Origin of the sequence: Pseudomonas sp. B21_DOA, assembly GCA_030544685.1 — a bacterium.
Taxonomy (GTDB): Bacteria; Pseudomonadota; Gammaproteobacteria; order Pseudomonadales; family Pseudomonadaceae; genus Aquipseudomonas; species Aquipseudomonas fluorescens_AO.
This window is the reverse complement of record CP086683.1, coordinates 5,607,735-5,626,759: the sequence shown is the minus strand read 5'-3', so window position 1 is coordinate 5,626,759 and position 19,025 is coordinate 5,607,735. Positions and strand designations below refer to the sequence as shown.

Sequence of the window (19,025 nt, the reverse complement as noted above, 5' to 3'; positions counted from 1 at the left end):
TTCCTTGATCAGTCGGCGCGAGGCGGACTGTTCTGCTCGCCGAGGGTCTTGTCGTCGCTGATGGCGATGTGGGCACCGTTGTCCAGTTTGATCTGGCCCGCCGTCACCACTTGTTCGCCGCTCTGCACGCCCTTGTTGATCATCACCAGGCCATCGCGGCGCTCACCGGTCTCGACAAAACGACGTTCGGCGATCAGCAGCGGTTGGCCTTTATCATCCTTGGTGACGCTGCCGTCCTCGGCCTTCTTCTGCCCGACCACATACACCGAGTTGCCGTACAGCGTGTAGGTGATCGCGCTTTCCGGCACCACGATGTGCTTCTGCGGATCGGGCAGCAGCACCTCAAGGCTGGCGAACATCCCCGGCAACAGCTTGCCGTCGGGGTTGGCCAGGGTGGCGCGGACAAGGATGTTGCGCGTGGTGCTTTCGACGATCGGGTTGATCGCGCTGATCTTGCCGGTAAAGTTCTGTCCCGGATACGCGGCGACGGTGAACTGCACGGGCTGGCCGATGGCGAGTTTCGGCACCGCTTGTTCCGGCACGAAGAAGTCGGCGTAGAGGCTGCTCAAGTCTTGCAACGTGGCGATTTTGCTACCGCTGGCGAGGTAGTCGCCGACGTCGACCTGGCGGATGCCGATGGTGCCGCTGAACGGCGCGAGGATGCGCTTTTTCGCCAACGACGCGTTGAGCTGATTGACCGTGGCCTTGTTCTTTTGCAACACGGCGGAGAGGCGGTCGTACTCGCCTTTGGAGATCGCGCGGCTGTCGACCAGCTGCGCGCCACGGCCGAAATCAAGCTGCGCCAGGCCGAGATCGGCGCGGGCGGTTTCCAGCAGGGCGGTTTCCACGGCGCTGTCGAGTTGCAGCAATGGCTGGCCGGCCTTGACCTTCTGTCCGGATTCGAATTTGAGTTCAGTGACGGTGCCGGCAACTTCCAGACTCAGGTCGACGCCTTGCAGCGCCTTGAGCGAACCGACAGTGGGCAGGCGCATCTGCCATGGCTGTTCGCCGGCGGTGGCTACGGCGACGCTGATGGGTGGTTTCGGTTTGGAAAAGCCCTGGATCATCGTGTAGATCGAAAAGGCTTTGTATCCGCCCAGCACCAGGACGAGCAGCAAGACAACACCCAACATGATCAGCATGCGGCGACGCAGCATAAGTCCAGTTCCTTGGATAAATCATGAGACAGGCGGGCACATTACTCCGAGTACAGGGGGATTCCAACTGGCAGTTATTACAGGGTAGAAGAGGAGGGCGATCGGAACACCAGTCCTGTGGCGAGGGGATTTATCCCCGTTGGGCTGCGAAGCGGCCCCTGAATCCTTCAGTCATACCGCAATTGCAGTTTTAAGGGCGGCTGCGCCACCCAACGGGGATAAATCCCCTCGCCACAGGATGGGGGCCATCTCAAAAATGGGGGTATCAGGCCATCAAGTGCAGATGGTTGTCCCAGAGCCCCGCCGGCAATTCCAGCGGCTTGGCCAGCAACGGTTCCTGACGGCAATCGTAATAGCGGCAACGGCCCTGACCCGAGGTCACGACAAAGCCATCCTTCACCGCTCCGACGCCAGCGCAATCCGGCAAAGGCGCATCGAGGCGCAGTTCACCACTGTCCAGATCCCAGATAAAGAAGCGGTTGCCACGCGGCGCCGTCAACGCGACCAGACGCAGATCGCTGTGCAACGCGACGCTGGCAGTGTAGTGCCCCATCGCCTGCAACTGATCCTCCGCCACCGGGAACGCCACGAATGCTTGCCCCGGCCGCTTGATCGCCAACAGCTCCGAGCGCTCGTGAGACGGGCCCATGAATTGCTGGCCGGCAACGATGGTGCCGTCGCTGGCGATGCCCAGGTGGCGCACGCTGTTCATCTGCTGGGCGAGGGTTTCCTTGCTCAGCAATGTGCCGTCACGCTGCATCAGCACCAGACTCGGCTCCATGGCGTTGAGGTTCATGTCGACGCGGCTTTCCGCCTCGGTACGAATCCCGCCGTTGGCCACCACCAGCGTCTCGCCGTCGGGCATCCACGACACCTGATGCGGGCCGAGGCCATGGGTGGAAATCTCGCCCGTGTGCACCAGCCGTTCGCCCTCGAACTTGTACACACCGAGCAGGCCACGGCCGGGATCGCTCGTGTCGTTCTCGGTCGCATACAGGTATTCGCCGTCCTTGTGCACCACGGCATGGCCGTAGAAGTGCCGGTTCGGCTGCGAGGTCACGGTCTGCAGCAGCTTGCCGTCGCGCAGGTCGATCAGGTAACTCTCGGTACCCGGACGCCGTGCAACGAACAACGCCAGCGGCTGCGTGGGGTGGTTGATGATGTCGTGACAACGCTGGCCGACGTGAGTGGCGAATAGCCGCGTACCGTCGAGCCGATAACCGACGGCGTAATGCTTGCCGTCAGTATCGTCGCGCGCCGACAGTAGCAGCGGGCTCTGATCCTTGCGTTTGAACAGCGTCCAGCCGCCCAGCGACACTGCTCCCAGCAGTGCACTACCTAAAGTCAGAACCTGACGTCGCAGCATGGCACTCGCCCTCATCAGTCACCGTCGTTGGCATTGAAGCCCAGTTGGATGCCCAGCGCCTTGGCCAGTTCGCCTTCATGCAGGCGATGGACGACGTTGAGGCTGTCGTAGATATCGTTGAGTTGCTGGCGACCGGCGTCGTCTTCGAGCATTTCGCCCAGCGAGCGCTGGGTGCTGTCGAACAGTTTGAGCGAAGCGGCATAGGCGCCATCGATCTTGTCCGCCAAGGGTTTCTGCTCGGCCGGCAGCAGACCGCGCAGGCCTTTGTTGTCGACGCCTTCCCAGACGGTTTTCGCCGCCGCGAGGCTGGCTTCCAGCGCCGTCAGCGACGACTGGCTGCGCCATGCATCAGCCTGGAACGGCTGCGGCACGCCTTTGCTCTGACGGCCCATTGGCGTGCCGAGTTTTTTCTTCAGAGTATCCAGTGCCGTCACTTGGACGCGCAGCAGATCGGCGATCGCTTCGTGGGAATCGGCGTAGCGCTGGTTGGGGAACTTGCTCATTTGCGCGAGCATGCCGTCGGTGTTGTTCCAGCCCTGCAGGATTTCCTCGGCCAGTTGCTTCTGGCGTTCGCCGATGGCGATCAGCAGCGGGCAGTATTTGGCTTTTTGCGCATCGTTGGCGACGTCAGGCTTGGCGTCGAAGAGGATGTATTCGTAAGCCGACAGGCCCTGCACCACGACGCTGGATTTGGCCAGGGCAGCGGCATCGATCTGCGGCTGGGCGACGACCAGTTGCTCGACCTGACGGCCAACCAGATTTTTCTTGTCCGGCCAGAATTGCACTTGCCACGAACGGTTGCCCTCGGCCAGCGGACCGATCAGCAGTGGTTGCAGTTCGGCCCAGGCTTTCTGCGCGTGGAGAAAATCGGCACGGGCGGTTTCCAGGCTTTCCTTGCCCTGGCAGTAGGCGAGGGCGCTGACCGCCAGTTGCCGGTCGGCTTCGACCCAACGGGTGTAGGTCGGCAGGATCACCGATTTGGCGATCGCCGCCGAGGTGACCGCTTGCGGATCCTGCGGCGAACAGGCGCCGAGGGCGAGCGCGGCAAGGCTGGTGAACAGTAACTTGGGACGGAACATGTCGGGCTCCCGATGTTTTTTCAGTATTTAAAGTGAGTTCAGAAACGCCAGCAACGCAGCGCGCTGCTCGGCATTGAAAGACAGAACCTGTTGCTGCGCCGCCGTCGCTTCGCCGCCATGCCAGAGCACCGCTTCGAGCAGGTTGCGTGCGCGGCCGTCGTGCAAAAACTGCGTGTGGCCACTGACCGCTTGCGTCAGGCCGATCCCCCACAGCGGCGGCGTGCGCCAGTCGCGGCCGGAGGCCTGGAATTCCGTGCGGTTGTCCGCCAGGCCTTCGCCCATGTCATGCAGCAGCAAGTCGCTGTACGGACGAATCACCTGATTGGCCAATTCCGGTTCGGCGGCATCGGCGGCGGTGGTGTATTTCGGTGTGTGGCACGACTGGCATCCAGCCTGGAAAAACAGATTCTTGCCGGCCAGCACCTGTGGTTCGTTGACGCCACGGCGCGCCGGCACTGCCAGGTTGCGGCTGTAGAACAGCACCAGACGCAGAATGTTGTCGCTGACTTCCGGCTCGCCGTCCGGGCCATTGCCGTTCGGCGCCTGTTTGCAGGCGGTTTGCGCCTCGGTGCAATCGTCGAACGGCCGCAGGCTGGTGGTCAGGCCCATGTCACCCGAGAACGCATGAACATTCTGTTGATTGAGATTCGGCTGCCCGGCTTTCCAGCCGAACCGGCCGATGACGGTCTTCTGCAACTGGTCATCCCAGACCTGGTTGGGCCGGCCGTTGATGCCATTGTTCTCTTTCGCCTGGGCGGCGGCGTTGGCGAGGATCGCTTCTTCAGGGATCGCTTCGAGCAAGCCCAAGCCAATCATCGGCGGCGCCACCCGCGCGGAAAACCGCGTGTCCGGGTGCATCGGGCCGTAGCCGAGTTGAGTGATCTGCAGGGTCGGTTTGCGTAACTCGACCTCGGTGCCGTCCTTGAACCGTACCGGCACCGGGGTGTAGTCGACGCGCACCTTGCCTTCCGGGGCGACGCCGGGCACGGCCATGTCCTGGAACTGCCCGCCATACACCGGCTCCGGCACCACGCCGAGCTGTTCGACGATTTTAGCGTAGGGCGGCGCATCGGGAATCGACAGGCGCACCAGCATCGACACCGCATTGCTCGCATCAGCTGCCGGCGGATGACCGCGACCGTCCTTGATGTGGCAGTTCTGGCAGGCGTTGGTATTGAACAACGGTCCGAGGCCGTCACGCGCCGTGGTGGTCGAGGGCGCGATCACCCACGGGCTGCGAAAGAAACTGTTGCCGACACTGAAATCCACGCGCCGCGAGGGCGGCAGATTGGCCGATGGCAGGGAGAAGGCGTTCTGATCGCTCTTGCGCACAGTCGCCGCACCGCCCGAACGCGCTTCACCCGGCTCGGCCTTGGTGAAACGCGGGGCGTCATCGCAGGCACTCAGGCCCAGGGCCAGCAACAGTGCGGACAAGCGAAGCGGCAACGACGGCATCAGACATCCTGCAAACGGGCGAAAACAAAGGCGCAAAGTCTAACAGGGCGGGGAGTTTGAATAAGAGGAATTATCGTTTGCTTGATATCGCGCAAGCCTTAACGCGTATGCCAACCCTGTGGGAGCGAGCCTGCTCGCGAAAGCGGCGCCCGACGCGCTGAAAATGCTGCGCCGGATCAAGCCTTCGCGAGCAGGCTCGCTCCCAAAGGGATAATGGTGTGCCAATAATGAAAAAGGCGACCCGAAGGCCGCCTCTTTTTGCCGCGGACGCGGTGATCAGAACTCGTGATCGGCGTTGTCCGGGTTCAGGTCGCTGATGCCCAGTTTGCCCGCAGCGGCTTCGATCGAACCGGTCTGTTTGACCAGCGCGGCGATGGCGTCGCGAACCACCTGGTTGCCAGCGGTGTTGCCGGCGGCGATCAGTTGATCGTAGTGCTCACCCTTGTTGGCGTGATCGACCATGACCTGAATCTTCGCTTCGGTCGCGGCCAGATCGGCTTTCAGCGCGGTATCGGCAGCCGGGTCGGCCTTGGCTACCAGCGACGACAGGCTGGCGCCGGTCAGCTTGGTGCCGTCAACGCGGGTGTACTCGCCCAGGTAAACGTTACGCACGCCTTTGGCGTCGTAGAAGTGCGAGTAGTGGGTGTTGTCGCTGAAGCAATCCTGCTCGTCTTCGGGGAGTTGGCTTCCAGGGAAACCTTCATGCGCTCGCCCGCCAGTTCACCCAGGGACAGGCTGCCCATGCCGAAGAGCATTTTGCGCAGGCCGGTTTCGCCTGGCTCGGCTTCCAGGGTGGCGCGGTAGTTGTCGGCCACGTTCGGCTTCCAGTTGCCGACCATTTCTTCCAGATCGCTGACCAGCAGTTGGGTCACGGCTTTCAGGTAGGCACGACGACGCTCGTTGTGACCACCGGTGGCGCCGGCGCCTTCCAGGTAGTCCGAGGCCGGACGGTTGCCGGCGCCAGGGCCGGTGCCGTTCAGATCCTGGCCCCAGAGCAGGAATTCGATCGCGTGGTAGCCGGTGGCAACGTTCGCCTCGGAACCGCCCAGCTCGTTGAGGCTGGCAAGTTTTTCCGGGGTGATCTCTTTTACGTCGACCTTGTCTTCGCCGACCTGCACTTCGGTGTTGGCGATGATGTTGGCGGTGGCGCCCGGGTTACCCAGTGCGTGCTCGTAGGATTTGTCGACGTAGTCGATCAGGCCTTCGTCCAGCGGCCAGGCGTTAACCTGACCTTCCCAGTCATCAATGATGGTGTTGCCGAAGCGGAACACTTCGCTCTGCAGGTATGGCACGCGTGCGGCGACCCAAGCAGCCTTGGCGGCTTTCAGGGTGTCGGCGTTCGGCTTGGCGAGGAACGCGTCGACGGCGGTTTGCAGGGTTTTCGCGGTGGATTCGGCATCGCTGTAAACGGCGAAGACCATGTCAGCATAGTGCGCGACCACAGCCTTGGCGGCGGCATCGTCAACTTTACCGGCAGCAGGCGCAGGTGCAGCGGCAGGCGCCGGGGCTGGAGCAGCGCTGCTGGACGCCGGAGTCATCTCGGAGGCTTTTTCTTTGTCCTTGCCTTCGCCGCAACCGGCGAGGGAAATAGCGATGGCCAGCAGACTGGCGGTAGCCAGAGGCATACGAATCATGGCGAACATCCTGCTTCGGTAGTTGAGTGGACTGGCGCCGGGGGCGCGCAAAACTGCGACATAATGCAAATCTTTCGCATTATGTGTAAAGGCGTGGCTGGAAATATTTCTTATTTGCGCATCACGATCAAAAGATCGCAGCCTCGTTTCACGGTAGGAGCTGACGAGTGCAACGAGGCTGCGATCTTTTGATCTTTAAATAATCGCCGCATTACTGCGCTGCGCCTGCTTGAGGTAAATCCCCAGCTCCCGCGCCGGCAGCGGTTTGCTGTAGTGGTAGCCCTGACCTTCGTGGCAACCCTCGGAAATGATGTAGGTTTCCTGCTCGGCGGTTTCCACGCCCTCGGCAATCACCTGCATGCCCAGGCTTTTGCCCAGTTGAATGATCGCGCGAACGATGGTCGCGTCGTCGTCGTCATCGAGCAGGTCCTGAACGAAGCTCTTGTCGATCTTGATCTTGTCCAGCGGCAGGCTTTTCAAATAACTGAGGGATGAATAGCCGGTGCCGAAGTCGTCGATCGCAATCAGCGCACCGGAGCGGCGCAGGCTGAGCAGATGCTGGGCGGCGGTGGTGATGTCTTCCATCAGGCCGGTTTCGGTGACTTCCAGTTCCAGACTGCGCGGCGGCAGACGGTACATCTGCAGCAGGTTGTTGACCACCCGTGGCAGCTCGGCGTGGTGCAGTTGCACGGTAGACAGATTGACCGCCATGCGCAGATCGACGAAACCCTGATCGTGCCACTCGCGCAGTTGCTTGCAGGCCTGATCGAGCACCCACTCGCCGATGGCGATGATCGTGCCGTTCTGTTCGGCTAGCGGGATGAACAGGTCCGGCGGCACCAGTCCATGCTCAGGATGCTGCCAGCGGATCAGCGCTTCGACGCCGACCACGCGGTGGTCGCGATAGCTGATCTGCGGCTGGTAGACCAGGTAGAACTGGTCGCGGATCAGCGCGTCACGCAGGTCTTTTTCCAGCTCGCGACGACGGCGCATCTCGCTGTCGACGCTGGCGATATAGAACTGATAGCGATTGCGCGAGCGGGTCTTGGCCAGGGTCATGGTCTGCTCGGCTTTCTGCAACAGCTTCTCGGTACTGTCGCCGTCCTCCGGAAACAGGGTAATGCCGATGGTCGCGCGCAGGCGGATTTCCTGATCGTCGAGGGCGAAGGGCGCCTCCAGATCATCAAGTATGCTCTGCGCCAGTTCCGCGGCTTCGTAAGGCTGTTCAATGTCGGCCTGCACCAGCGCGAACTGGTCGCCGCCGAGGCGGGCGAGGGCGCCGAGGCGGCCGCTGTGGGCACGTAAACGATCGGCCAGGGCCAGCAGCAGTTGATCGCCGGTCTGGTAGCTGAATTGTTCGTTGATGCCTTTGAAATCATCCAGGCCGACGCACAACACGGCGACGCGGCGCTGCAACTTGCCGGCATCGACAAGAATCTTGTCCAGTTGCTGCTGCAATTGCTGGCGGTTCGGCAGCCCGGTGAGGAAGTCGTACTGCGCCATGCGCAGCAGGCTGTTTTCCGCTTCGTGGCGCAGATGGGTATTGCGTTCGATGGACTCGAGCAACTGGTTGGCGGTGTTGATCCACAGGCCCAGTTCGTTTTTTCGTGGCCCTTGATCTGCGGGATCTTGTGCTCGCTGGGACGATCCGGATTGATCTCGGTGAGGTGCTCGATGATTCGCGACAGCGGCTTGGTCAGCAACCAGTGATAGACCAGGTACAGCACCAGCCCCAACGCCAGCGCGCGCAGCACGCCGGAGATGAAAATGATCACCGAGCTGACGATGAAACCTTCGCCATAAGTGGCGGTGTCGAGGGTGATGCTCAGGTCGCCGTAGTATTCGCTGTAGGGCCCGCGACCGACCAGTTGCGTGGTGAAGGTGCGTTCCTGACCGAGAATCAGATCGGTCAGCCAACGGCTGTTGGAGTGCTGCAACTCGCGGGATTTCTGCGCCAGCATCGCTTCGTTGGGGTGGCCAATGGAGGCCTGGCGCACGGCGTCGTCCTGGAACAGCCCTTCGATCACCTGCATGCCCATTTCCCGATCCAGACTGTAGACAGCCTGGGTCGACGGATCGCGGAACATGTCGAGGATGCGCTCGGCATCGCCGGCAACCGCCTGACGGGTCTTGTAGGCATCGAAGACAATCTGCGCGCAGCTCAAGACTACGCCTACGATCAATGCCGACAGGAGCACGACCCGGAGCAACTTCACCGACAAGCTGTTCTTGAGTTCCAGCTTCAAAGAGGTATTCCTTGTTCCGTGCGGATAGCGTCAAGTTGCCATGAGTATTGGCAATCCCGGGTTGGCCGTCAAAGGGACAATCAGGCACGGGAAAATTCGCCGGTATCCTGGCCGCCATGTGGTCATTTGAGTAATAGCTCTGAATTACTGTGTCGGTTGCAGTCGCCCGCAACTTGAGCACCGGGTCAAAGATTTTTTCCTGTCTCTGATGGTAGTCGGCTGCAGGCCGGCGGCAAACGGCGCGAAGCTGCTTTTGCCGTGCGACAAACGCCATGCGCCGGGCATAAAAAACCCGGCCGAAGCCGGGTTTCTTGACTGACGTGCAGCTTAAGCAGTGAAGGTCTTGCCTTCGAACTGCTCGGCCACGAACTTCCAGTTGACCAGGTTCCAGAACGCTTCAACGTACTTCGGACGCAGGTTGCGGTAGTCGATGTAGTAAGCGTGTTCCCAGACGTCGCAGGTCAGCAGCGGGGTGTCGCCGCTGGTCAGCGGGTTGCCGGCGCCGATGGTGCTGGCCAGGGCCAGGGAACCGTCAGCCTTTTTCACCAGCCAGCCCCAGCCGGAACCGAAGGTGCCGATCGAGGTTTTGCTGAATTCTTCCTTGAATTTGTCGAACGAACCGAACGCGGCGTTGATGGCATCTGCCAGTGCGCCGGTTGGCTGACCGCCGGCGTTTGGCGCCAGGCAGTTCCAGTAGAAGGTGTGGTTCCAGACCTGAGCGGCGTTGTTGAAGATGCCGCCCGAAGAAGTCTTGACGATTTCTTCCAGGGTCTTGCCTTCAAACTCGGTGCCTGGCACCAGGTTGTTCAGGTTCACGACGTAGGTGTTGTGGTGCTTGTCGTGGTGGAACTCCAGGGTTTCCTTGGAGATGTGCGGCTGCAGGGCATCGTGTGCGTAAGGCAGCGGCGGCAATTCGAAAGCCATGATGATTCTCCTAATCAGGTCTGTTGCGGTGAGCGCAAGGCCGATCACGGGCGGCCGGAAATGCACCGGCGAGTTTTTACTCTTTGCGGCGCAGGGTTCGGATCATAGCACCGGGGTCGCGCCTTAACCACGCAACAACTGTGTGGGATAGAGGTTCCAGAGCCTTTGGCAATTAATCACCCGGCGATGATCAGTTGTGCGGCGACCGCAAACATCATCAACGCTACGACCAGATCGAGAATGCGCCAGGTACTCGGGCGGGCCAGCCACGGCGCCAGCCATGCGGCGCCGAGGGCCAGGGTGAAAAACCACAGCAGCGAGGCACTCGCCGCGCCGACCACGTAAGCGCCTGGCACTGATTGCTGCGCGCCCAGCGAGCCGATCAGCAGTACCGTATCGAGATAAACGTGGGGGTTGAGCAAGGTCACCGCCAGAGCGCTGAGCATCACTGCGCGCAGCGAGCGCACGGTCTGGTTCTCGCCTTGCTCAAGGCTCTGCTTCGAACAGGCCCGGCGCAGCGCCTGGCTGCCGTACCAGATCAGAAACGTCGCGCCGCCCCAACGGGCGATCGCCAACAGGGTCGGGTTCTGCGCCAGAATCGTCGCCAGGCCGAACACTCCTGCCGCGACCAGAATCGCGTCACACACCACGCACAATGCCGCCACCGGCAAATGGTGTTCACGGCGCAGGCTCTGGGCCAATACAAAAGCGTTCTGCGTGCCGATCGCCATGATCAGGCCGAACGCCACCAGCAGGCCGTTTACATAGCTTTGCCACATGGGAGATGTCCTTGAAAGAGAGTGCTTGCTGGCTATTCTCCGGTGTGACGCTGTATAAGAAAAACCAATAGTGCTGATCGCCCATTAGGAAAACTGATGTTCGACTATAAATTGCTTTCCGCGCTGGCTGCTGTGGTCGAACAGGCCGGATTTGATCGCGCTGCACAGATCCTTGGTCTGTCGCAGTCGGCGATCTCCCAACGCATCAAATTGCTCGAGGCGCGGATCGGCCAACCCGTGCTGGTGCGTGAGACACCGCCAGCGCCGACGGAAATCGGCCGACGTTTGCTCAACCATGTGCAGCAGGTGCGTTTGCTCGAGCGCGACTTGCAGTCGGCGGTGCCAGCGCTGGACGAAGAAGGCCTGCCTGATCGCCTGCGCATCGCCCTTAACGCCGATAGCCTCGCCACGTGGTGGGCCGAGGCCGTCGGCGATTTCTGCGCCGAGCAGCATTTGTTGCTCGACCTGATCGTCGAAGACCAGACCGTCGGCCTCAAGCGCATGCGTGCCGGTGAAGTGGCCGCGTGCCTGTGCGCCAGCGAGCGCCCGGTGGCTGGCGCACGCAGCGTAATGCTCGGCGCCATGCGCTATCGCGCCTTGGCCAGCCCCGCATTCATCGCTCGGCATTTTCCCGATGGCGTGCGCGCCGAACAGTTGCCGCGCACCCCGGCGCTGGTGTTCGGCCCGGACGATTTCCTCCAGCATCGCTACCTGGCGCTGTTGGGCGTCGACGGCGCGTTTGAACATCACTTATGTCCGTCTTCTGAAGGCTTCATTCGCCTGACCGAAGCCGGCCTCGGCTGGGGCCTGGTGCCGGAACTGCAGGTGCGCGAGCAGTTGCAACGCGGCGAGCTGCGCGAATTGCTGCCAGATAAACCGATCGACGTGCCGCTGTACTGGCATCATTGGCGCAATGGCGGCCAGTTGCTCAATCTACTGACCGAACAACTGCTGCGCTCCTCAAAGCAATGGCTAGTGGCTTAGAGGCAGCTGCGAGCGTCAAGCTGCAAGCGGCAAGCAGAGCGTTTGCGCACCGTTTTTACTTGCAGCTGATGGCCTGTAGCTTGCAGCTGTATTCGTGGAGTTTTTGATGAAGATTTTGGTTACCGGCGCCAGCGGCTTTATTGGCGGGCGCTTTGCGCGTTTCGCTCTGGAGCAGGGCCTTGAAGTGCGGGTCAACGGTCGCCGGGCCGAGAGTGTCGAGCATCTGGTGCGCCGCGGTGCCGAGTTTGTGCCGGGCGATCTGACCGACGCCGATCTGGTGCGCGATCTGTGCCGTGACGTCGAAGCGGTGGTGCATTGTGCTGGTGCGGTCGGCGTGTGGGGGCGTTATCAGGACTTTCATCAGGGCAACGTCGAAGTCACCGAGAACGTCGTCGAAGCGTGCCTCAAGCAGCGGGTGCGGCGGCTGGTGCATCTGTCGTCGCCGTCGATCTATTTCGATGGCCGCGACCATCTCGGTCTGACCGAAGAGCAAGTGCCCAAACGCTTCAAGCATCCCTACGCCGCGACCAAATATCTGGCCGAACAGAAAGTTTTCGGCGCCCAGGAATTCGGTCTCGAAACCATCGCCCTGCGCCCGCGCTTCGTCACCGGTGCCGGCGACATGAGCATCTTCCCGCGCCTGTTGAAGATGCAGCGCAAGGGGCGTCTGGCGATCATCGGCAATGGCTTGAACAAGGTCGATTTCACCAGCGTGCAGAACCTCAACGAAGCCTTGCTCAGCAGTTTGTTGGCCCAAGGTTCGGCGCTGGGCAAGGCCTACAACATCAGCAACGGTGCGCCGGTGCCGCTGTGGGACGTGGTCAATTACGTGATGCGCCGGATGGACGTCGATCAGGTGCGTAAATACCGATCGTACGGTCTGGCCTACAGCGTCGCGGCGCTTAACGAGGGCGCGTGCATGCTCTGGCCCGGACGTCCGGAGCCGACCCTGTCGCGCCTGGGCATGCAGGTCATGAAAAAATTTCACCCTCGACATCAGCCGCGCCCGGCATTATCTCGACTACGATCCGCAAGTCAGCGTGTGGGCTGCCCTCGATGAGTTCTGTGCGTGGTGGAAAGCTCAGGACATCCGTTGAAACGATTCGGCCGGGCGGCAATGAACCGCCTTGCGGGTTGAGGGTCAATGCCTGCGGCTGCGGCGGTTATACTTCGCAGCATTTAGCCATCACCGCGTTTGCCAAAGGTTGCCTCAATGTCCATGCGAAACGATGCCCACGACGACGATTTCGACAACGTGCCAAGCCTGCGCGCCGATCCGTTCGATGACGATGACATCGCGCTCAGCCCTCGTACCTCCGTGCATTCGCGCACGGCGCCAGTGGTCAAGGTCAAGGCCGCCAGCACCGGGCCGCTGTGGGCACTGGTTGGCGCGTTGTTTTTCGCCTTCATCGGTCTGGCCTGGTGGAGCTTCCAGCAGATTTCGTTGATGGAGCAGCAACTGGTCGCTACCCAGGAAAGCTTCGCGCGGATCAGCGAAGAAGCGGCGGGGCGTCTGCAGGATATTTCCGGCAAAGTTGTCGCCAGTCAGAGCAACGTCAGCAGCGACAGCGAAGCACTGAAGCTGCAGATCAAACAACTCGAAGGCAAGCTGCTCGACCAGAGCAAGCAGCAGCAAGGCGTGGCCGGGCAGGCCAGCGAGCTGGACAAGCGGCTGGCGCAGATGACCGCGCAGACCACCGAACAACAGAATGCCAATACCCAATTGCAGGCGCAGGTCAAAGCCCTGAGCGCTGAACTGGCGACAATCAAAAGCACGCCGGCCGATACCAGCAAGGTCGATGCCCAGTTGAAAGCCTTCGACGCCCAGTTCAAAAGCCTCGGCGCCGATATCGCCGCGCTGAAGAAGCAGGGCAACCCGAGCGCGGCGATCGATCGTCTGGAGCAGGACATCGTCGTGCTGAAAAGTCAGCAGGACAACCGCCCGGCAGCGCCACAGGGTGGCGGCAATACTGCCGAGTTCGATGCGTTTCGCGCGCAGATGACCCGCAACCTCAATACCTTGCAGGCGCAGATCCAGAACCTGCAACAACAAATCAATTCCCGCCCGTAAGCGCTGAGCGAGGCTGGCGAGCATTGCTTGTCAGCCTCACGGCGCAATGTTCAGAAACGCTCTGAATATCTCTACATGACCACAAGCCGTCTACGCTCTTGAAACACCAAAAAGAACGAGGGATGCGCTATGGGGTTTTTGCATAAAGTGGCCTGGCTCGGCCTGATCCTGTTGGCCGGCTTCGGCCAGGCCAGCGCCGCCACCGCCGCCAAGGATGACAGCCAGGCCGCAATCGCCCTGCTGGAAAAAGCCTTGGCCTATTACCACGACAATGGCGATAAGGCGTTTGCCGCATTCAGCCGCCAGGGTGAGTTCGTCGACAAGGATCGCTACGTGTTTGTCCTCGACACCAAAGGCGTGATGCTTGCCAGTGGCGGGCCGTCATCGGCGCTGATCGGCCGTGATGTCAGCGAAGTGCTCGGCCCGGATCTGCAGAAGGCGTTCAAGGATGCGCTGAAAGTGCCGGAAGGCAACGGCATCCAGCAGGCCGAATACCGCTGGCAGAACTGGGCCGACGGCAAGGTCGAGCGCAAGCATGTGTTCTATCAGCGTGTCGGCCAGCGCATTCTTGCCGTGGGTTACTACCTGCCACGGGCCTCGGCGGAGCAGGCCAAGGCCTTGCTCGACAAAGCCGCGACGGATCTGACCAAGGACGAGAAGGGCACGCTGGTAGCGATCAACTCGCTCAAGGGTGGATATCTGCAGGATGACCTGTATGTATTTGTGGTCGATCTGAACAATCAGCGGTATGTCGCCCACGGCACCAACCTGCGCTTGATCAACACTGATTTCGGCAAGGTCAAGGACCCGGAAGGCAAACCGGTGGGCGAGCCGATTCTGGCGCTGATCGGCAAGCAGGATGAAGGCGAATATGAATACCGCTGGAAAAACCCGGTGACCGGCAAGATCGAAGACAAGCATGCGTACCTGAAAAAGGTCGGGCATTTCCTCGTCGCGGTGGGTTACTACAGCCCTTGAGCGCGCGACGATCGTTCCCACGCTCCGCGTGGGAATGCAGCCCGGGACGCTCTGCGTCCCATCCAAGGCAGAACGCAGAGCGTCCGTTGAGGCATTCCCACGCAGAGCGTGGGAACGATCAGCGCAAAAGGCTCATTTCGCGCCGTGCTCCCGTCCGCGCAGCAGGTTGTTCGGCATGGCAATCGCCGCTGCCAGCCCGAGCAACGACACTGCCGTGCTGACCCAGAGCAAATGGCGGAAGGTCACCAGCAGCTCCGCGCGCAAGGCGTTCTGCGCTTCTCCGGGGGCTGCGTTCAGGCCATCGAGCAGGACGTTGCCCGAATGCCCCTCGCTGATCAGCGAGTTGCTCGCCAAGTGGGCGAAACTGGAATCGTGCAACAACGCCAGCAACAGCGCCGACATCAACGCCACGCCCACCGCGCCGCCCAGTGAGCGGAACAGATTCGTGGTGCTGGTGGCGACGCCGATGTCGCGTTGTTCCACCGAGTTTTGCGTGCCGACCAGCGAGGTCGGGAACTGCATGCCGCCAGCGATGCCGCTGAGCAACATGAACAAACCGCTGAGCAGCGTCGCTTGTGGTGGACTGAAGGCCATGCCGAGAATCGAAATCGGCATCAGAATCGCGCCGGTGAGAATCTGCGGTTTGTAGCGTCCGGTGATCGAGGTGCGACGGCCGGCGAAATAGGCGCCGATCGGCAAGCCCATGGCCAGAGGCAGCAAGTGCAACGCGGCGCTGTCGGCGCCCGCGCCGGTGACGCTTTGGAAGCGCAGCGGCATCAACACGATCAGCGAGATGGCCTGGAAACTGGTGAAGAAAATCGTGCACCAGCACAGCAGGGCATTGCGGTTGGCGAACAGGTGCATCGGCAACAATGGCTCGCGTGCCCGGCGCTCGTGCCAGACAAACAGCGCCAATACCACCACGGCGCAGGCGAACAGGGCGAGCACTTCCCTGCTGCGCCATGAATGGCCCTGGCCGACTTCAGTGATGCCGAGCAGCAACGCCGTGAGGCCGATGATCATCAGCACCGTGCCAAGGTAATCGATCACCGGTTTGCGCTGCGGAATCGGCAAGCCGCGCAGGTTGCGCCGTGCCACCCACCAGGCGCCAAGCCCCAGCGGCAGGTTGATCAGAAACACCCAGCGCCACGACAGGTATTCGGTCATGTAGCCGCCAAGCACCGGGCCGGCGACGCTGGCCACCGCGTACATGCTGCTGAAGTAACCCTGATAGCGCCCGCGTTCACGTGGCGGGACGATGTCGCCGATGATCGCCTGGCTCACCGAGATCATGCCGCCGGCGCCGATGCCCTGAAGGATCCGTGCCAGCACCAGTTGTTCCATGCTTTGCGCCATCCCGCAGAACAGCGAGGCGAGGGTGAACAGGCCCATGCCGAACAGCATCAGTTTGCGTCGCCCGTACAGGTCGCCGAGCTTGCCGTAGATCGGCACCGCCACGGTCATCGCCACCATGTAACCGGAAATCACCCAGGCCAGCAGGCTGACATCCTTGAATTGCGCGGAGATCGCCGGCATCGACACGGCGACGATGGTCTGGTCCAGTGCACCGAGGAAGATCGCCATCATCAAGGCGACCAGCACGCTGCGAATGGCCGGTTTGGGCGTTTCAGGCTGATTGAGAGTGGTCACGGAAAACCTGCGGGCAGTGATGGACCCGCGCGGCCATCGCGCGCGGGTGGATGCTCGCAGTGTAAGTCGGTAGGAAGCTATTCGATAGCCTCGTACGGAAGCCCGACGTAATTTTCTGCAATGGTTTTTTGCCCGGCTTGCGAGCTGACGAAGTAGTCCAGTTCCGAGGCGCTGATGCGTTGGCTGAACTCATCGTGCTCGTCAAAGCGATGCAGCATCGACGTCATCCACCAAGAAAATCGTTCGGCTTTCCACACCCGGCGCAGGCAGATCTCCGAGTATTTTTCCAGCAGATCGGTGCGATCTTCGCGATAGACCTTGAGCAGGATATTGAATAGCGTGCTGACATCGCTGGCGGCCAGGTTCAAGCCTTTGGCGCCAGTGGGCGGGACGATATGGGCGGCATCGCCGACGAGAAACATGCGCCCGTACTGCATCGGCTCGACGACAAAACTGCGCAGCGGCGCGATGCTTTTTCGATCGATGGGCCGGTCACCAGTTTTTCCGCTAGAGCAATCGGCAGGCGTTTTTTCAGCTCATCCCAGAAACGCTGATCGCTCCAGTCATCGACGTTTTCATCCGCCGGCACTTGCAGGTAATAGCGGGTGCGCGTGGCCGAACGCATGCTGCACAAGGCGAAGCCGCGTTCGTGGCGGGCGTAGACCAGTTCGTCGTGGACCGGCGGCGTGTCGGCGAGAATGCCCAGCCAACCGAACGGGTAGACCCGCTCGAAGATCTTCAGGCAATCGGCAGGAATCGACTGCCGAGCGACGCCATGGAAACCATCGCAACCGGCGATGTAATCGCAATCGACGCGCCAGCTTTCACCGTCCTTTTCGAAGGTGACAAACGCTTCGTCGCTTTTCACGCCGTGGGGAACGACATTGCTCGCTTGATAAATTGTTGGCGCGCCGGCCTCCCGACGAGCGGCCATCAGGTCGCGGGTGACTTCGGTCTGGCCGTAGACCATTACGGTTTTGCCGCCGGTCAGTGCGTGCAGGTCGATGTGCACCTGACGCCCATCCAGCGCCAGATCGAAGCCGCCATGAACTAGGCCTTCAGCGTCCATTCGCTGGCCGACGCCGGCCTGACGCAGCAGCTCTACCATGCCTTGTTCAAGCACGCCGGCGCGGATACGCCCGAGAATATAATCGGGCGTCTGGCGTTCGAGGATAAGCGTGTCGATGCCAGCGTTGTGCAGCAACTGGCCGAGGAGCAGTCCAGAAGGACCGGCGCCGATAATGGCGACTTGGGTTTTCAGGGTTTTCATTGTTTTTATGACTCGCAAGCTTCACGCAGCAAATGCCGTGAATGATTTTATGGATCGAGTGCTTGCATTTTTCCCTTGCGGGTCTGTCAATTGAAGGTGAAAACTGAGCCGATACCTGTACATTCTGCCAATCGGTGCGATTATCGCCCATAAACCCGAGGCCTGGATTGAAGTATGAACAAGCCTGCCCTGCCTTCGATTCCGGTGTTCAAGCTCTACGGTGAAAGCCTGGACTGGCCGACCCCGGACTTGCTGCACTGTGAAACCATTTCCTCGCGCAGTCGCGAACACCATTGGGAAATCAAACCCCACCGCCACGCGGATCTGTGCCAGCTGCTGTTTGTTTACAAAGGTCAGGCAGAGCTTGAAATCGAAGGCCAGCGCACGCAGCTCGAGACGCCAGCGATTCAGGTGCTGCCACCGTTATCGGTGCACGGGTTTCGCTTTTCCGAGGATGTTGAAGGCTTCATCGTTACTTTGGCCACGCCGCTGATCAACCATTTGCAGGCGCAGCTGGGCGACTCGGTACACGCCTTGGCCCGCGCGGAAAACTACCCGGCCGGCAAGGATGGCGATTATCTGAACAGCCTGTTTTCAGCGTTGCAGGCCGAGTACAACGGCCATCAACCGGCGCGGGAAATGCTCATGCATTCGCTGGTCAGTGTGATCATGGTCTGGGTCAGCCGCCAGGCAATCGTCCGCCACAAGGCCAGCCAACGGCCGCAACGCCAGCGCGAATACCTCAACGGTTTCATTCAATTGGTGGAAGAGACTTACCGCCAGCACGTCAAGGTCGAAGACCTCGCCCATCGACTGGGCATCTCCGTGTCGCACCTCAACGGCACCTGCCGTGAACTGGCCGGGCAACCGGCGTTGCAGATCATGCACGAGCGCCAATTGCTGGAAGCCAAGCGGCTGCTGACCTACACCAGCATGACGATTTACGAGATGTCGGAGTTGTTGGGATTTTCCGATCCGACCAACTTCACGCGCCTGTTCCGTCGCCGCGTGGGAATTTCGCCAAAGGCATTCCGCGACCGTTTGAAGGCCGAGCAATAACCTTAAAGCACCACCCAACACCTTTGGGAGCGAGCTTGCTCGCGAAGGCGGAGTGTCATCCAACAAACAGGCTGACTGACCCACCGCTTTCGCGAGCAAGCTCGCTCCCACAGGGTTGCATTCCAGCGCAGGTCTATCAGCGCAATGCGTTCAGCGTGGCATTGTGCGGTATGCACCGCTCATAGTTGCAGCTCGCATACTCGCGCGGCAGCTGGCGCAACTGCTCGACCCGCCAGGCAGCGGTGCCGTACAGCGCCAGCGTGGCGGCGCAAGTGATGAAGATTGCGGCGTATCTTTTTGTTTTGATGTTCATGGTGTTCGACCTCTGAACGTCTACCTTGCGGTATTACTTTGAGCATAGGTCAGGCAGGCG

12 protein-coding genes and 5 pseudogenes are annotated in these 19,025 nt (G+C 61.0%); 5 read left to right on the top strand and 12 right to left on the bottom strand.

Annotated elements, in window-relative coordinates:
* Window positions 1–8: 8 nt before the first annotated feature.
* The 8 genes and pseudogenes from LJU32_26040 to LJU32_26005 form a co-directional block, all read right to left on the bottom strand.
* Window positions 9–1,157: an efflux RND transporter periplasmic adaptor subunit gene (locus LJU32_26040; GenBank protein ID WKV88755.1), complete on the bottom strand. Its 1,149-nt coding sequence runs from the start codon at window positions 1,155–1,157 to the stop codon at window positions 9–11.
* Between the two features lie 265 nt (window positions 1,158–1,422).
* Window positions 1,423–2,523 carry a DUF1513 domain-containing protein gene (locus LJU32_26035; protein WKV88754.1) on the bottom strand — a complete coding sequence of 367 codons (1,101 nt, stop codon included), beginning with the start codon at window positions 2,521–2,523 and terminating at the stop codon, window positions 1,423–1,425.
* A gap of 14 nt (window positions 2,524–2,537) precedes the next feature.
* A complete protein-coding gene (locus tag LJU32_26030) occupies window positions 2,538–3,602 on the bottom strand; it encodes an imelysin (protein WKV88753.1) in 1,065 nt (354 codons plus the stop codon).
* A 27-nt stretch (window positions 3,603–3,629) separates the two neighbouring features.
* Complete coding sequence (locus LJU32_26025; GenBank protein ID WKV88752.1) at window positions 3,630–5,057, bottom strand: c-type cytochrome; 1,428 nt, start codon at window positions 5,055–5,057, stop codon at window positions 3,630–3,632.
* A 276-nt stretch (window positions 5,058–5,333) separates the two neighbouring features.
* Window positions 5,334–6,691 (bottom strand): annotated as a pseudogene (locus LJU32_26020) (peptidase).
* A 195-nt stretch (window positions 6,692–6,886) separates the two neighbouring features.
* Window positions 6,887–8,937, bottom strand: a pseudogene (locus tag LJU32_26015) (EAL domain-containing protein).
* Window positions 8,938–9,264: 327 nt separating this feature from the next.
* On the bottom strand, window positions 9,265–9,861 hold the full coding sequence (locus LJU32_26010) for a superoxide dismutase [Fe] (protein WKV88751.1): 597 nt from the start codon (window positions 9,859–9,861) through the stop codon (window positions 9,265–9,267).
* 176 nt (window positions 9,862–10,037) lie between these two features.
* Window positions 10,038–10,640, bottom strand: a complete 603-nt coding sequence (locus tag LJU32_26005) for a LysE/ArgO family amino acid transporter (GenBank protein ID WKV88750.1) — start codon at window positions 10,638–10,640, stop codon at window positions 10,038–10,040.
* Between the two features lie 96 nt (window positions 10,641–10,736).
* Here LJU32_26005 and LJU32_26000 point away from each other — a divergent pair, with 96 nt between their 5' ends.
* The 4 genes and pseudogenes from LJU32_26000 to LJU32_25985 all read left to right on the top strand — a co-directional run bounded on the left by LJU32_26000 (window position 10,737) and on the right by LJU32_25985 (window position 14,673).
* The gene (locus tag LJU32_26000; GenBank protein WKV88749.1) at window positions 10,737–11,624 is read left to right on the top strand and encodes a LysR family transcriptional regulator ArgP; all 888 of its coding nucleotides are present in this window, start codon (window positions 10,737–10,739) and stop codon (window positions 11,622–11,624) included.
* 106 nt (window positions 11,625–11,730) lie between these two features.
* Window positions 11,731–12,721: pseudogene (locus LJU32_25995) on the top strand (NAD-dependent epimerase/dehydratase family protein).
* 116 nt (window positions 12,722–12,837) lie between these two features.
* The gene (locus LJU32_25990) at window positions 12,838–13,695 is read left to right on the top strand and encodes an ATPase (protein ID WKV88748.1); all 858 of its coding nucleotides are present in this window, start codon (window positions 12,838–12,840) and stop codon (window positions 13,693–13,695) included.
* 129 nt (window positions 13,696–13,824) lie between these two features.
* Complete coding sequence (locus LJU32_25985) at window positions 13,825–14,673, top strand: cache domain-containing protein (GenBank protein ID WKV88747.1); 849 nt, start codon at window positions 13,825–13,827, stop codon at window positions 14,671–14,673.
* 132 nt (window positions 14,674–14,805) lie between these two features.
* Here the strand turns inward: LJU32_25985 and LJU32_25980 are convergent, their stop codons facing one another.
* Together LJU32_25980 and pobA are read right to left on the bottom strand one after the other, a co-directional pair.
* Window positions 14,806–16,323 (bottom strand): MFS transporter, encoded by a 1,518-nt coding sequence (locus tag LJU32_25980; protein WKV88746.1) that lies wholly within the window; start codon window positions 16,321–16,323, stop codon window positions 14,806–14,808.
* Window positions 16,324–16,400: 77 nt separating this feature from the next.
* Window positions 16,401–17,593: pseudogene (gene pobA, locus LJU32_25975) on the bottom strand (4-hydroxybenzoate 3-monooxygenase).
* Between the two features lie 174 nt (window positions 17,594–17,767).
* On the opposite strand from pobA, the gene LJU32_25970 reads away from it, so the two are divergent.
* On the top strand, window positions 17,768–18,652 hold the full coding sequence (locus LJU32_25970; GenBank protein ID WKV88745.1) for a helix-turn-helix domain-containing protein: 885 nt from the start codon (window positions 17,768–17,770) through the stop codon (window positions 18,650–18,652).
* 12 nt (window positions 18,653–18,664) lie between these two features.
* Here LJU32_25970 and LJU32_25965 read toward each other — a convergent pair.
* Together LJU32_25965 and LJU32_25960 are read right to left on the bottom strand one after the other, a co-directional pair.
* Window positions 18,665–18,778: pseudogene (locus LJU32_25965) on the bottom strand (metal ABC transporter ATP-binding protein).
* Between the two features lie 10 nt (window positions 18,779–18,788).
* Window positions 18,789–18,965, bottom strand: a complete 177-nt coding sequence (locus LJU32_25960) for a hypothetical protein (protein WKV88744.1) — start codon at window positions 18,963–18,965, stop codon at window positions 18,789–18,791.
* Between the last annotated feature and the right edge of the window lie 60 nt (window positions 18,966–19,025).

Coding starts and splice junctions, on each gene's coding strand:
- LJU32_26040 (WKV88755.1), bottom strand. CDS start 1,157: ATGCTGCGTCGCCGCATGCTGATCATGTTGGGTGTTGTCTTGCTGCTC.
- LJU32_26035 (WKV88754.1), bottom strand. CDS start 2,523: ATGCTGCGACGTCAGGTTCTGACTTTAGGTAGTGCACTGCTGGGAGCA.
- LJU32_26030 (WKV88753.1), bottom strand. CDS start 3,602: ATGTTCCGTCCCAAGTTACTGTTCACCAGCCTTGCCGCGCTCGCCCTC.
- LJU32_26025 (WKV88752.1), bottom strand. CDS start 5,057: ATGCCGTCGTTGCCGCTTCGCTTGTCCGCACTGTTGCTGGCCCTGGGC.
- LJU32_26010 (WKV88751.1), bottom strand. CDS start 9,861: ATGGCTTTCGAATTGCCGCCGCTGCCTTACGCACACGATGCCCTGCAG.
- LJU32_26005 (WKV88750.1), bottom strand. CDS start 10,640: ATGTGGCAAAGCTATGTAAACGGCCTGCTGGTGGCGTTCGGCCTGATC.
- LJU32_26000 (WKV88749.1), top strand. CDS start 10,737: ATGTTCGACTATAAATTGCTTTCCGCGCTGGCTGCTGTGGTCGAACAG.
- LJU32_25990 (WKV88748.1), top strand. CDS start 12,838: ATGTCCATGCGAAACGATGCCCACGACGACGATTTCGACAACGTGCCA.
- LJU32_25985 (WKV88747.1), top strand. CDS start 13,825: ATGGGGTTTTTGCATAAAGTGGCCTGGCTCGGCCTGATCCTGTTGGCC.
- LJU32_25970 (WKV88745.1), top strand. CDS start 17,768: ATGAACAAGCCTGCCCTGCCTTCGATTCCGGTGTTCAAGCTCTACGGT.
- LJU32_25960 (WKV88744.1), bottom strand. CDS start 18,965: ATGAACATCAAAACAAAAAGATACGCCGCAATCTTCATCACTTGCGCC.